We start from the raw sequence: 13373 nt of genomic DNA, 5'->3' as shown, positions 1-13373 counted from the left end.
GGGCAAGCGAGCTCGGTGTCACCTGATCGTGCAGCAGACCCAACGGTGATGTCACGAAGGTCAACATGCATCCGCGCCGCCGCGCCAAGTTGCCGGCTCGCTACGGCGTCACAGTGGGCGCAGCACTGTAGCGCCGAACCATCCGCAGACCAGCAAGGCCACCTCGACATCGAGACGATCGTCATCGATTGGGCGACCGCGCCGCTCGACAGCACGTGCGACGCGGTACTTCACTGAATTGTGATGCAGGTGAAGCTCGTCAGCGGCCGCCTTGAAACTGGCGCCGCAGCGCAAGAACACCCGCAACGTCTCCCGCAGGCGCTCGTCATTGTCGGAGTGACAAGCCAGCGGCCCGAGGACCTTGGCCACCCACGCGCTGGCGGCATCGATGTTGCCGCCGAGCAGGGCGGCCATCGACAACCCCGGGTCGCTGGCCGCAACAAACCGCGGCACGGCATGACCCACCGTGAGCGCCACCGCCCGAGCATCTTGGGCTTGCAGATGAGAAAGCCTGAAGCCTTCAACCCCGTGTACGGGATCACCGACGGCCACCCACGGCGCCTGCTCGAACATCCGCGCAAATGCGCGGGCCCGTTGCACGCACGACCCAGCGATGTCCGCGTCCAGGGGAATCCAGGCCCAGCCCATCAGCCGGTCAACCGGAATGAACAAGGGACTCTCGTGGGCGCCGACCGCGACCGCCAACTGTTGTATGAACTTCTCCATAGCCACCAGCTCCTGGCCGTCTGCGGGCTGGACGTACCACGCGGTCACCGCGAGATGAATTCTGCTCAGCGGATACCGGATCGCCTCCGTCAGCACGTCCACGTCGACGTCGGCTCCGTCGAGCACTTCGCGAACCCGCACCGCGCGCAAACTGTTCTGGTTTTCCAGCCAACGATCTCGTTCGTCCTGATAGGCGGCCACCACCTGTTCGGAAATGGAGTCGATGTAGCCAAAAGACATGTCGGCGACCTGACCGAACACATCAAACGCCAGCTGCGCCTCAAGGCCAGCACATCGCACCTGGGCCAGCACGACATCGAGCACCGCCTTATGGCCGAGCCGGTAGCCGCGCATGACGGCGTTGACCGATACCCCGCGCTGCGCCATTCGCCGCCCGTGCTCCAGTGCCGCCGTCGGCGGCTCGACGTGCCCCAGCGCAATGCCGTGCCGAATCGCGGAGAACACAGCCTCGATATTGGTCTCGATGGTGTCGCGCAGCAACGCCATCACTTGAGCGTCACCATCCAAATCTGGGACCTGCTCCAGCAGCATCTGCTGAACACCGCCGACCAGATCGCCGAGCCCATCACCCAAGTGCGTAATGATCGCTGCAGCGGCCGCCGCCGCGTCGTCGTGACTGCCCTGAGTCATGCGACACAACCCTAGCTCGGTGACCCGACGGCGCGGCTCAAATCCCGCAACCACCCCACCATTCGAACCAAAGAGGGCTCTGCGCGGCGACAACTCTTCCACGCTTTCCGCGACGGCTTTACGCATCGCGCTGCGCGACGGCATGACGACGCCACACCTGCGCCCGACCGCCCCGTGGCGAATAACGTGTCAACTAGCGGCGGATCGGGCGGCGACTTGGCGGGCGACCTCCCCGTACCGTTCAAGGCGCTCTGGGTCGCCACCCGCGTTGTAGAAGACAAGGCGAGTCGCCGTTCCGCCGTACTTGTCAATGAGCTTGTCGGCCAACGTGTCCCACGTCGCCTCGGTGGCGAACGTCGCGACATGCTCATCGCTGACTTGGGCCGCCATCCCGCTGAAATCGCCGGCCTTCTGCTTTTCACGAATACGGGCGGTCGTGCCCTCAAAACCGGCCTCGTCCCAGATGAACGCATAGTTCGGGGTGCTGCCGTAAAAGCTCATACTCACCCGGACGAGCTCGCGTTCATTAGCGCGCTCTTCATCGCTATCCCCGACAATCGTCATCACCGGAACAATGATCGCGACGTCCGCAGGCGGGCGCCCCGCTTTTCGCGCACCCTCGGTCACATTCGGCGCAACGTGGCGCGCAAGATACCCAGGCTCACCAATCGGATGGACATGAACGCCGTCGGCCACCTCACCCGCCATCCGCAACATCCACGGATTCACCGCAGCGATGTCGACCTTAGGATCAGGCGGACCAATCGGTCCCGGACTCCATTGCGGCGTAATGAAATTCAGGCTATAAAACTCGCCGCGATGATCCAGCGTCCCAGAACGAAATGCCGAAAAGCACGCCTTCACCGCCAGCACGTAATCCCTCAGCCGCGGACCCGGCCGCTCGAAATCAACGCCGTAGCGCCGGACCACATGCGTGCGCACCTGCGTACCCAAACCCAACCGGAACTGCCCACCCGAGGCCTCCTGCAGCTCCCACGCGGCGGCCGCCGTCACAAAGGGACTCCGAGGAAACGCGACCGCGACACCGGTCGACAACTGCAATCCCGGAGCCGCCTGGGAGGCCACCGCTGCGTTGAGGTATGCCGTGCGCCCGGTCTCGGTGAACAACAGCCCCGAAAACCCGGCAGCCTGCGTTCGCGCTGCCAGGTCACCAACCTGACCCAGCGGCCGGGGAATCGCCATCGCATCAACATGAATCATCGCGCGCCCGCCTCCCAAAACGGACCCTACACCTCAACAGACGTGACCAAGCCGTGCGCGGCGCCATCATGAGAGCGAGCGCGGGTTACGTTGCACGTGCAACAATCTCCGGCATCGTCCACCAGGCGAGCATTTCAAAGTCGATATGGTGCAACCGCTTGAGCCGCACGGCGACACCGCCTGTGAGTCGTTCACTGAATCGTTGAGTGGGTAAAGCCAACGCGTAGCCGTCGGGCCGTAAAGCCAATTGTTTATGAACGGCGAAGGTTGCCCATGATGCCGCCACGAATCACTCTGTCTTACACTGCGAGTAGCCGATGCGGATCATTCTTGGGAATCCGTTCTAACGTCCAGCGAAAGAGCTGATGCCTTCGTGGCTGACTTACCGTGCCTCGGCGGTCCAGCCTCACGCGCCGTGCCGCCGATGCAATCAACCGTCACAGTGACAGAGTTGCAATGGGCAACATCTCCTCTCCTTCGAGGCACCCCGACTGGCGATAAAGCTGAGGAAGTCAACAGCTAGTTCGAAAGCGTCGCGGAACCACTATCAAGGTGTGGATCCAGCGCCACCGCTCAGATCGATGCCAAACTCGGTCGGTACCGTCGGCCAGTGACCGACGACCTCTACTGGTTCAACCTTCTGCCCGAGACAGTAAAGATCGCGCTGCTTGTAGACCCGGGCGGCCGGCTTCCGCCGCACCTGGTAACGCGGTTGCCCCGCATATTTCGCGCGTTCTACGGCACCGACGATCCGGCCACGGGCGGTTGGGCATTGCGGCCGGACTTGTCGCAAGCGTTGCGAAACGGAACGGAGGCGCGAGGCGGGGATCCTTTGGTGCGGTGGACGCCATTGCCGGCAGCTATTCAGAGGCGGCAACCGCCCGTATTCCCCACGGTCAATGAGGTTTCAGAACCTCACTTGCTGCGCGATTTCGCGGTGAGCGAGCAGCACAATGTTGGATGGTGCGTGCGCGGGAGCCCAGCGACCTAACCGGACAAGAAGGCCCTACGACCCGCACCCTTCAGCTATTCGAACGCCAAAGCCGGTCCGCCTGTACTTGCGCATTCTCAGCCCAGGACAGCGTCCCGCCAATGTCCATTGGGTCGAGGGCCCACTTCCGGCAGGCGTGAAACGCTGACTCGATCAGGGTGCGAGTGGCATGGGGGCCGTTATCCGATGGCGAGATCGACTTGCGGGTGGCGCCGAAGGATAGGAACGCGCGGTTGACCCGGGAGGTCCACGGGTGCGCCACGGTACAAGGCAGCGCGGCCACCTCAAAGATCTCAGTAGCAGTCAAGTAGGCCTGTTCGAGGCGCCGGTGAACCTTGCTTGGATACGGTTCATCGCCTACGAACCCATTGTAGGCAAGGCGGGTGCGGGCCATCAGCCACGGATCAGCGGCCGCCACGTGCTCGAACACGCCGCCGCTGGCGCCGCCAGCCCACACGATCGCGGCCGCTGCTGCGGAGATGGTGTGCTCCGCAGCTTCTACTAGCTGCTCCAGAGTCGGGGCGCCTACCGCCACTGCCTCGGTCCCTGCTCCCCGAGGTCCCGCAGCTCATCCGCGTTCGCCTCGTCCTGCGATTCCAGCCGTGCTACGCCAACCTGAGTCGTCGATTCCACATCCTCGCCGACCGGGGCCGCTGCGGCTGAAAAACCCTGCTCCAGAAGGCCAATGCCCGCTGCTACCGCTGCACCAGCCACGTCGGACGCGGCGACGCCTTTAGACAAGCCGGGTGTTCCGCCCACCGTAGGCGCCGCCGCTTCATCCAGAATCTTCGCTGAAGCATCCGCCGAAGCCAACAGCTCGGGCGGGCAAATCTTGATCGACTCCGCGGGCATACCCGACGCCTTTCATCTCGTTCCAATTCTTATGTCTGCGCACTGACTAATGACTGAGGAGAATCGAGTATTTGTCTTGCCAAATAAGCGATCTCGGGGTATCTCATAGCTGGCCCGTCCGCGTCATTGCCGAGGTCCCATAGCAGTAGAAGCTCAACCAGTCGTGCTAGACCGTGGAAGGCCAGGACATGCGGCGATGCTGGATCATCGTCGAGAACCAGGCCCGGCCGGAGCCCAGCAGAGGAGCCCGTCATCTGGAGGCCGGCGTTGCGTAGCTCCGCCCACTGTTCAGAGGACACCCGATACGGTCTGCTGATCAGGCCGAGCACGTCGCGGATCGCGAACGGCACCAAGAGGTCCGGGAGCGCGCCTGCTCGACTCAGCGCTGCGTGCGCTGCTTCCTTGGTTGTTCGGAGGGCTTCTGATTGATCGGGCCTTCGCCCTTCACGCCCGGTCATTCGTGCATACAGTCGCGGATCAATGGTCTCAAGCCGATGCTGATGATCGCCGTCGAGAATCATCACCGGTGCGTCGGCGGGGATCTTCGACGCGCTATTTGGGCAATCTTCAGCGTGCGGAACACCGGCTGAGAGCGCCGGAACCGCTGAACCGCCATTCGCAGTCGAGACAGCGAGCGACCACAGGTCGGCGCCGTCGCCCGCCCATCGCGCAAAGGCGAGCATCGTGTCAGCTGGGTTCGCCCAGCTGAACCAACGTGCGCGAAATTCCGGAGGTAACCCAGGATCCGCGAACAACATCCGTGCATCACGCGGCACAAACACGCCCCGCGGAATGCACCCAGCGCCTTCGTTATTGACGATCACGGCGCGAATACCGAAGCGGGTGCGGAACATACCCACGCACCAATCGAGGAAGATTCCGTGTACCCGTGAGGCGTGCATAAGCTGGTAGACCAGGCCAGAAGCACTCTCTAGCAATGGATCTGGCTCAGCCGACCGAATGGCTTCAGTCGCAGCGCCGGTCCCCGCCCCCACACCCGCTCCGACAACGCCCGGCGGGAATGCAACAGGTGCTGCAGGCGAACCGCCTCGATCAGTACTCATGGAGACGGTCGGAGCAGAGCCCGACGCCGGGGTTACTGCGCCCCCGCCGAGCGGAGGCCCAGCGCCGGGTGATGCTGAACGAACGTCGGAACCGAACGGCGGTAACGGGCCGATTGACATCGAACCGACAGCCGCACCGGCACCAGCACCGACGGGCGGGGCCGTCGCCGTAGCCGCGAACTGCGTCCCGGCCGCCGACGACGTCGAAGGAGCAATCGCCGAAACAGCAACCGTAGGGGCCGCACTCGTCGCCGGCGGAGTCGAATTGATCGGCGGAACCAGCGGCGGTGGAGGCGCACCACCTAAACCCGCGCCGAACCCTTGCGAGAAACCCGACGACGCGCCCGGAACTGCCTGCGGAGGAGCCATGCCAGCACCCCCGGGCGATAGGCCTGCCGCTGGCGAAAGGCCCGAGGGGACACCTCCTAAACCCGTCGATGCTGACGTATCCGGCATCTTCAACCCAGATAAGCCGCTACTGCTAGGGCTGAATGGAGAGCTGCTGCCGCCGCCTCCTCCACCGGAGGACGTCGGCAGCGATGGTCCGAACCCCTGGTCGGGCAACAGGTCTCGACCACGCTTGTCCCGGGGGGCCGGTGAACCCTTGGGGCCAGTCGCGCTGTCACTGAGGTTCCCGTCGGTGTTGATGCCGGTGCCATTGCCATCGTGATCCGCCTTAAGCCCATCGCCACGGTGACTTTTGATGCCCTCGCCGTCCTGAAGCGCCGGATTGTCGGGTATCGGACCGATGCCTGGCTTCGCTTGCGGCATACCGCCAGGGCCTGGCCGGCCCCCGAGTCCCCCGCCGCCGTCGACCTGGCTCGGATCTAGGTCGAGCCCGCTAGCTTCGCCCGGACCGGCACCGAGACCGATCTGCTCACCGTGCCTGGTAATCGCGGCAGCCGCTTCGGCGTCTTTCTGCTTAGCTATCGCCGCGGCGGCGCTCACCGCAGTCTCGATGGCCTGCCACATCGCTAGCTGGTTCGCGAATGTCTTTGCCGACTGCCGGATTTCGTCAATCTTCTGGTGAGCATCATGGTCGATCTTGTCTAGATCCTCACGCACCCCGTAGTACACCCTCGAGATTTCCCCGATAGCCCGTGAGATCGCGAAACGCTTGTCGGCCTCCAAAGATTTTTTGGCTGACTCCGTGAGGAGCCGCTCGACATACCCATCAATCGCTTTCCCCGACTGATCCCCAGCCACTCTTTTGGCTTCGTCTTTCAGGTGATCGCTCGCGTGCGCTAGCTGAGAGCCCTTCGCGTACTGGGCATCTGCGGCACTTTGCCAGTCACCAGGGTCGGTTTGAGGCCACGCTGCGCCCACGATCAAGCGAGAAAACTCGCGCGCCGGCATGCCCGCCAGCGCTACCCGGGCTACCACTTCACTCCCAGTCCGGCGCATGTCGAGAGTGGACCACCGTATGCAGCCAGGCTGTCGGCCCAGATCTCGTCGTCATAACTCTCTGCTGGCCCTGGGCGCGCGTTGCGGACGTATAGGATTCGATCGTCGATAAATCGCTGCAACGTCCTCTGCAGAAACGGATCGGCATTCTCATGATTGCCAAGCACCTTTTGGATTCGTTCTGCCCAATCCTCCGTATCGGAGCGGTATTTCGATAGAGCCTCGTCCCTCTTCGGAGTTCCCGGATCGCCAGTCGCCCGCCACGTATTCGAGACACGATCGTCTTCAGCCATCAACGGCGCGATATCCGAGCACAACTCGCGATCCGCGGCTTCGATGTGTTCCGGAGCGGATGTCTTAGCTGCAGACGAGGCCGGTGCTGGTGATACTGCCAGCGCGTCAGCGCCTCGACGCGTAAGGCCAGCGACTGATGTCACGAGCGCCGCCGCTGCCACTATCAACGCGGCAGCCGCAACCCACGAGAAGATGGCGCGCTTCCGAGGCGCCGCTGGCCATTCTTGAGGAAAGTGGGAGAGCCTCGGGTCCATTCGTCCAGATTAAACGGCGAAACAGACCGATTCCCCGCTGTTTTTTTGGGGATCGGATGTCCATGCTAAACAGCTAACGCGGATAGATTCCTTTACCACCTGCGAGCGCGACCACCGCAAAGAATGCCGACTATCGCCCGCGCGGCGGTGAATTTTGAATCGCTCTGCGACAAGCGATTTCGCTCATCTGTTGGACCGCTAACACTAACGCGCAGTATGCGGTCGGCGGTCCGACACGCAGTGTTCCCGCGATCTCTCCAACCGCCGCACGCAAGGCTTTCATCGCCCGCCGGTATGCGCGTGAGCGCGAGCCGCCGCGAGGTCGACCATGTCGGTTTCGCAATTGATCTCAATCGCTCACCGAAGCCGCACCCCTTCCCTCGGCCGACATGGTGTTCAACGGTGTGGGGGCTACCCTCAAGGCCACGCCGCTGCGCGGTCGGGCGATGCCCGAGCCTTGACCGCAGCCCCCACACCGCACAACCCCGGCCATTACGAGGGAAGGAACACAACCGCGCGCAGCACACCTGTTGCCTGCGCCCCTCAGCGGCCTTTTCGTTCTTCGTATTTCAAGAAGCCATCTACGGCCTGCTTCGTCACGCCCAATTGTTCGGCAATCCATGTCGGCCCGCGTCCGGCTGACACCAATCGGCGAGCAGCACTCCGACGTCGCTCCCGAGCGTCGGCGCTCTGCTGGTTGAGCCGCTGCAAGTCGGTGTGCGCGCGGATCAACTCGGCCAGGGCCTGGTCCTCGTCCATATCGACACCTCGACATCTCGCACCGCATTTGGTCAAGGCCATCTTGACACCCCCGCGGCATGGCCATAGTGTCAAGACTGTCTTGACGAGGCTTTACGTCGAACGAGAGGCCATCACTAATGCGTGCTACCCAGCTCAACAATGTTGCAATCGAATCCTTTTCGACAGCATGACCGACAACGCCTACACCTCTGATATGCCCCACTTGCTGACGCTCTGCGAGCGAATGCTTGACCATATCGAGGACCGCGCCGACGCTCTGAAGTTCGGGACGAGGTGCGTCAATACCTCAGCGATCACCCAGGCTGGGTCCGTCAAGCCTAGCTCTTCGTGGCCGCGCTTCCAGACTAATCAAAATGAACGCATAGCACCCTCGATGTTGAGATTCGTCGTCGCTGAAAATATCTTTCGTGCAGCGGAATATGCGCGGCGCAGAAATCGCGCCGTCGCGAAAATCCTTCGAAGGAAACGCGCCGTTGCCGCCAACGGCAGCGCCGACTTGCTCGCTGCATGGACGCCAGCGCGGGAAACGATGAACCTTCTCGACCGGTTCCTGGACGACGAAACTAATGCTGAGTCGCTGGAGGCCTTACGCCGTCACCTCGAACGGAACTCGCACTGCGCCGGCGGAACTCGCCGCTAAGTCGTTCCCGGACTCGCATATTGCTACGGCCGATGTTCAGGCAGCGGCCGCACCTGGGTCCTTTAAACTGCCACGGCTGCTCCGCGGGCGCAACGTCCCGACGAGATATGTGAGGCAGTGCATTTCGATTGCAGAAGGCACGACGGCGACGGGTAGTGACTGGCGCCGACCCTCGGGTGAGTTCTAGCGGTGGTGGATCCCGGGATACTGCTTAAACGGGTGGCGACCCGCATGAACAACCGCTACCGTCGCGACATGGAGAGCTTAGGGCTACACGAACTTCGCAGGTGGCGCCAATGGCCCGATTTCGCAGAGCTTTTCAACGGCGCTGATGACCCAGGGTGGGTAACCGACCGCGACACACTCGCGCCAGACTCGCGCGACCGTTGGCACTTTCAATGAGACTTCGTCCCGGGCCTACCCGGCCAACGTCGAAGAGTCGAGCTTGATCGCGTCGTCCTGATCACGGAGTCGCGAGGGTTGCGAGGGTGGTTTACGCGCGACATCTTCGTTGACGGGGGGACTTATCGTCCAAAGTAGGACGTTGCGGTGATTGTGGCCGCCGTCGTCCTCGACGCCCCAGCCGAGGTTTCGGAGTGCGGTCGCATTCCGCTTCAGCAGTGTGGTCACGTCGCGTCCGTTCCTCGGCCATCCAGCGGGTCGTCTGCCAGCCTCGGGGTGCGGCGCGACGATGGAAAGAAGCTCTGCGCCAGTCCTGTTCACAAGAGGTTCTGTGCAGACGTCTCTTAGCGAGTCGATGAACGGATCGGCTTGAAGGCTGTCTTCGCTCAGTTGATTTGCGCGCGTCATGTAGCGGGCGAGGCCGTTGGTGCCGAGATGTGAGTCGACGCAGGCGAGCACGCGGGCGAAGTCTGCCATACGCGGCGTGAAATCCAGGCGCGCGGTTGCTACCTGAGTGTGAACTGCCGCGGCGAGATCGAGCAGCCCGCTCAATATTCGCGGTCGAGCATCAGCCCATTCTTGTCGGATTTGCGACTCAGTTCGCCTGGAGCGGAGATCAATTCGCTTTAGGTCGACAACGGCGAGACGCTCGGCGAGGTCAGGCCGCACTGCTCCAACGTCGATACCGTTGAGGATGACGCACCTGCGGAAGCTAACTATCGACAGCCCAGCGTCGGTGTACAGAGCGCGTTTGACGCTGCCATCCCCAGTTACCGCACGGCACAATGAATCTGACAACCAGCTGGGGATGCCAGATAGGTTGTCGAGGGCAACTACCCATGAGCCGGCAGCTGCCGTAACCCATGACTCGGCATCTCTTGGCGCTTGTCGGAGCGGAACGGGGGAGGGGTCGATCAGGTCGACGATCATCCGCGTTGTGGTGCTTTTGGCGCTGCCTTGTTCCGCAAAAAGCGCGAGGATGGGATGTGGACTGTCGCTTTGCAGCAGGGCGGCGACTAGCACGGCCAAGAGGACCGGGCGGTCGCCCTCGGCCACATTGACGAACTGCCACAGCATATCCAGACTCGGATCATTGGCTGGAATGTCCAACGCGCCAGTGAGTTTCGTCCTCAGAAATCTGACCGGCGCCGACGTAACAATCGACCAAGTGCCGTCAGCTATCCGGATGACCTTTCCGTCGAGTCGCCCCGAGTCGATGAAGACGGCGTCGTGAGTGTTCGCGACTCGAAGATGTAATCGCTCCGGCTGCTTCTGTGCGGCCAACCCTTCGAGAATGGCGACAGCGTCGGTAAGAGCCTGGCCGCTAGCTGCGGTGCCAGTTTCAGAGAAGTACCGAGCAGCAACGTCGGCCCGGAGGCCGGCGCGCCCTCCGCGCAACAGCATGGCGATATGCGGCTGGGCTTTGCTTGCGCCAAAGGTTTCATCGTCGTCGGTGCAGCCCAGCTCATAGCGAGACCGGGTCATCTCGACCAGCCGAACCGCAGCCGATTTCTTCTGCTGCACTGAAGAATCGAGTCCCGGAGGTGTGCTCGGCGCCTCGGCCGGTTGGTCGGGGGCCGTCATCGCTCGACGCCAATCGCGAAGGCCGCGGCCTGGAGCAGGCGATACGTTTTCGTGCGGGAAGCGAGCCGCGCGTAGGTTATCGTCAACGTGAACAATCCTTTGCAGATGGGGCGGTTCGAATCAGGGACCCTGGATAGCCGCCAGGGTCCCTTTTTGGTCTCATGCGGCGCCGTTGCCGCCTCGGCGGGTGGCCTCCTCCTGCTCCGCGATCCACCGCTCGATCTCGCTGCGCCGATAGACAACCCGCCGGCCTAGCGTGAAGCTGGCAGGTCCACCCCCGGCGTGACGCCAATATCTGAGCGTCGTCACCGGCACGCCCGTGATTTTCGAGACCGTCGCGGTCGCCAGGAATTCGTCATCGATCACTCGATCTGGTTGCATCTCATGCTCCTTTTGCACTGTCATGCCGTTTCAGCACCTACTCCAAGTCTCCCGTACTCCTGATGCTGTTTCTGCACTAATATGTGATTCGTGCATCAAGACGATCCTGACTCGGGGGACTTCGGCGCGAGCTTTGGTCGAAATCTTCGGGCCGCACGAGAGCAGCGAGGTTGGAGTCAGCGCCAGCTAGCAGAAGCGTTAGCCACACGCGGGGTGAAGCTGGACCCATCAGCCGTGACCCGCATCGAAAGAGGAACCCGAGAGGTCAAGCTGCGCGAGGCCGCCACAATGGCTAGCTGCCTCAACGTCGACATGAACAAGCTCATAGTCCCGCAGATTCACGACCCACTTGCGCAGGCGCTTCAGCTCCGGACCCAGGCGGGCTCCTGCCTTCGTGCCGCTTGGGTCGGGTTCGCGCAGCTCGGAATGTTGGTCCAGTCGCTGACAGAACTTCTCGATACGAGTCAAACCACCAGGGACAGACTCTCGTTGTTGCGTGGGCGTGCAGAAGGTCTCGAGATGGGAGAGGTCGTCGGTTTCGAACTGCTCGCACTCCTCCAGGAACTGCAGCAGTGGGTCGAAGATTCTGAAATCCCGGTCGACGAGCGAGTAGCGGGCGAATTGCAGCGGACAGCAATCGCCGCCATCGAAACGCTATTCACGGCTAAAGGCCCGGAAGAACGTTTCCGGTCAGTCAGATTCCCGATGAAGTGGATCGGCCATGCAACGACGTAACCGCCGCGCCGGCGTCGAGGATCGATGGCGTCGCGCCGACGGAAAACCGACCGCGCGCGCAGGCAAAGGTCGCCGTTGGCTCGCCCGCTTTGTCGACGATCAAGGGCGCGAACATTCCAAATCGTACGACCTAAAGGTTGAAGCAAAACGCTGGCTGGATGAGATCACTGCCAGCCACGTCACTGGCACGTATGTCACCCCGAAAGCTGGTCGTATCACCGTCGCTGAGCTTCATAGGGAGTGGGGTGATACGCAAAGCCACCTTAAAGCAACAACTGCCTCAACCCGTGGGTACACATGGCCGGCGCACGTTGAGTTGCGTTGGGGCCCAGTACCAGTCGCCGACATCCAGCCGACAGCGGTGAAAACCTGGGTGCAGGATCTCGTCAACTCGGGCGCGGGTCCCGCGACAATCGAGAATTCGATGGGCATCCTTCGTCAAGTGCTGGAGATGGCGGTCGAAGACCGGCGGATCGCCCGAAACCCTTGCGCTGGAGTCAAACTGCCGCGGCGCTTGCATCGACCCAGGGGCTATTTGACCCACCAGCAGGTTGAGCTCTTAGCCCTAGCGACTGGGTGCAGCGCGACAGTAGTGCGATTCCTCGCCTACACCGGGCTGCGCTGGGGAGAGATGGCCGCTCTACACGCTCGAGATACCGACATGTCTCGCCAGCGTGTGCACGTCCGCGAAGCTGTTGCAGAAGTGCGCGGTGAGTTGGTGTGGTCCACACCGAAAAGTCATGAGCGGCGCACGGTGCCGTTCCCCACGTTCCTGAACGAGGAACTAAATATCCTCCTAGCCGATAAGGGTCGCGACGACCTGGTCTTCACTGCACCGGAGGGCGGAGTGCTCAGGGTGTCACTTTGGCGGCCACGCGTCTTCAACAAGGCCTTGAAGCACGTCGTGTCAGAAGTGGCCGAGTTTCCCTCGGTTACTCCACGCGACCTTCGGCACACCGCGGCCTCTCTAGCGATCAGCGCGGGCGCGAACGTAAAAGCGGTCCAGACGATGCTCGGCCACGCATCAGCGGTTTTGACGCTTGATACCTATGCTGACTTATTCCCCGACGACTTGGAACGGGTTGCGACCGCCCTTGACGTGGCCCGGGCGAAGTCGCTCGAAGCTACTGCGGACCAGCTGCGAACTGGGGAGAATCGAAGACCCTGATCCAGACGCGGGATCAGGGTCTTCATCTGCTCAAACAGGAGTCGGGGTGGCGGGATTCGAACCCACGACCTCTTCGTCCCGAACGAAGCGCGCTACCAAGCTGCGCCACACCCCGATTAAAGCCACGACAGCGTATCGCACCGACCCGGCAGCCTCCTAAAGCGCATCGCGGCGGAATGAGCGTCGAGCGATCTGCACCACATCACGGCGTGGAATAAGTCCGAACCGGGCACCGCTAAATAGA

General features: G+C 62.4%; 12 protein-coding genes and 1 tRNA gene. 4 read left to right on the top strand and 9 right to left on the bottom strand.

Going from position 1 to position 13373, the window contains the following annotated elements; translation table 11 throughout:
- Positions 1–108 precede the first annotated feature (108 nt).
- Complete coding sequence (locus MKK62_RS06540; protein WP_240261825.1) at positions 109–1377, bottom strand: PucR family transcriptional regulator; 1269 nt, start codon at positions 1375–1377, stop codon at positions 109–111.
- A 189-nt stretch (positions 1378–1566) separates the two neighbouring features.
- Positions 1567–2595, bottom strand: a complete 1029-nt coding sequence (locus tag MKK62_RS06535; protein ID WP_240263794.1) for a TIGR03617 family F420-dependent LLM class oxidoreductase — start codon at positions 2593–2595, stop codon at positions 1567–1569.
- Positions 2596–3208: 613 nt separating this feature from the next.
- On the opposite strand from MKK62_RS06535, the gene MKK62_RS06530 reads away from it, so the two are divergent.
- Positions 3209–3589 carry a hypothetical protein gene (locus MKK62_RS06530; protein ID WP_240261826.1) on the top strand — a complete coding sequence of 127 codons (381 nt, stop codon included), beginning with the start codon at positions 3209–3211 and terminating at the stop codon, positions 3587–3589.
- A gap of 31 nt (positions 3590–3620) precedes the next feature.
- Here the strand turns inward: MKK62_RS06530 and MKK62_RS06525 are convergent, their stop codons facing one another.
- The 4 genes from MKK62_RS06525 to MKK62_RS06510 form a co-directional block, all read right to left on the bottom strand.
- On the bottom strand, positions 3621–4124 hold the full coding sequence (locus MKK62_RS06525) for a hypothetical protein (protein WP_240261827.1): 504 nt from the start codon (positions 4122–4124) through the stop codon (positions 3621–3623).
- Positions 4115–4441: a hypothetical protein gene (locus tag MKK62_RS06520; RefSeq protein WP_240261828.1), complete on the bottom strand. Its 327-nt coding sequence runs from the start codon at positions 4439–4441 to the stop codon at positions 4115–4117. Before MKK62_RS06520 ends, MKK62_RS06525 begins: the two co-directional genes overlap by 10 nt.
- A gap of 29 nt (positions 4442–4470) precedes the next feature.
- Entirely contained in the window at positions 4471–5295 is an 825-nt protein-coding gene (locus MKK62_RS06515; RefSeq protein ID WP_240261829.1) for an EspK C-terminal domain-containing protein, read from the bottom strand.
- 2705 nt (positions 5296–8000) lie between these two features.
- Entirely contained in the window at positions 8001–8216 is a 216-nt protein-coding gene (locus MKK62_RS06510) for a LuxR family transcriptional regulator (RefSeq protein WP_240261830.1), read from the bottom strand.
- 169 nt (positions 8217–8385) lie between these two features.
- On the opposite strand from MKK62_RS06510, the gene MKK62_RS06505 reads away from it, so the two are divergent.
- Positions 8386–8859, top strand: a complete 474-nt coding sequence (locus MKK62_RS06505; protein WP_240261831.1) for a hypothetical protein — start codon at positions 8386–8388, stop codon at positions 8857–8859.
- A 417-nt stretch (positions 8860–9276) separates the two neighbouring features.
- On the opposite strand, the gene MKK62_RS06500 is transcribed toward MKK62_RS06505, so the two are convergent.
- Both MKK62_RS06500 and MKK62_RS06495 read right to left on the bottom strand, forming a co-directional pair.
- Positions 9277–10845, bottom strand: a complete 1569-nt coding sequence (locus MKK62_RS06500; protein ID WP_240261832.1) for an AICE element replication initiation protein — start codon at positions 10843–10845, stop codon at positions 9277–9279.
- Positions 10846–11004: 159 nt separating this feature from the next.
- Complete coding sequence (locus MKK62_RS06495) at positions 11005–11226, bottom strand: helix-turn-helix transcriptional regulator (protein ID WP_240261833.1); 222 nt, start codon at positions 11224–11226, stop codon at positions 11005–11007.
- A gap of 90 nt (positions 11227–11316) precedes the next feature.
- Between MKK62_RS06495 and MKK62_RS06490 the strand changes: the two genes are divergently transcribed.
- Both MKK62_RS06490 and MKK62_RS06485 read left to right on the top strand, forming a co-directional pair.
- A complete protein-coding gene (locus MKK62_RS06490; RefSeq protein WP_240261834.1) occupies positions 11317–11961 on the top strand; it encodes a helix-turn-helix domain-containing protein in 645 nt (214 codons plus the stop codon).
- Positions 11948–13129, top strand: a complete 1182-nt coding sequence (locus MKK62_RS06485; protein ID WP_240261835.1) for a tyrosine-type recombinase/integrase — start codon at positions 11948–11950, stop codon at positions 13127–13129. The genes MKK62_RS06490 and MKK62_RS06485 overlap by 14 nt, the downstream gene beginning before the upstream one ends.
- 41 nt (positions 13130–13170) lie before the next feature.
- Here MKK62_RS06485 and MKK62_RS06480 read toward each other — a convergent pair.
- Positions 13171–13244, bottom strand: a tRNA-Pro gene (locus MKK62_RS06480).
- Between the last annotated feature and the right edge of the window lie 129 nt (positions 13245–13373).

This window comes from Mycobacterium paraterrae (assembly GCF_022430545.2).
GTDB lineage: Bacteria > Actinomycetota > Actinomycetes > Mycobacteriales > Mycobacteriaceae > Mycobacterium > Mycobacterium paraterrae.
The sequence above is the reverse complement of the archived record's forward strand: the minus strand, read 5'-3'. Positions and strand labels throughout refer to the sequence as shown.

Bases quoted from the DNA above. Each gene is read 5' to 3' on its own strand.
- MKK62_RS06540 (WP_240261825.1), bottom strand. From the start codon at position 1,377: ATGACTCAGGGCAGTCACGACGACGCGGCGGCGGCCGCTGCAGCGATC.
- MKK62_RS06520 (WP_240261828.1), bottom strand. From the start codon at position 4,441: ATGCCCGCGGAGTCGATCAAGATTTGCCCGCCCGAGCTGTTGGCTTCG.
- MKK62_RS06515 (WP_240261829.1), bottom strand. From the start codon at position 5,295: ATGTTCCGCACCCGCTTCGGTATTCGCGCCGTGATCGTCAATAACGAA.
- MKK62_RS06510 (WP_240261830.1), bottom strand. From the start codon at position 8,216: ATGGACGAGGACCAGGCCCTGGCCGAGTTGATCCGCGCGCACACCGAC.
- MKK62_RS06505 (WP_240261831.1), top strand. From the start codon at position 8,386: ATGACCGACAACGCCTACACCTCTGATATGCCCCACTTGCTGACGCTC.
- MKK62_RS06500 (WP_240261832.1), bottom strand. From the start codon at position 10,845: ATGACGGCCCCCGACCAACCGGCCGAGGCGCCGAGCACACCTCCGGGA.
- MKK62_RS06495 (WP_240261833.1), bottom strand. From the start codon at position 11,226: ATGCAACCAGATCGAGTGATCGATGACGAATTCCTGGCGACCGCGACG.
- MKK62_RS06485 (WP_240261835.1), top strand. From the start codon at position 11,948: ATGCAACGACGTAACCGCCGCGCCGGCGTCGAGGATCGATGGCGTCGC.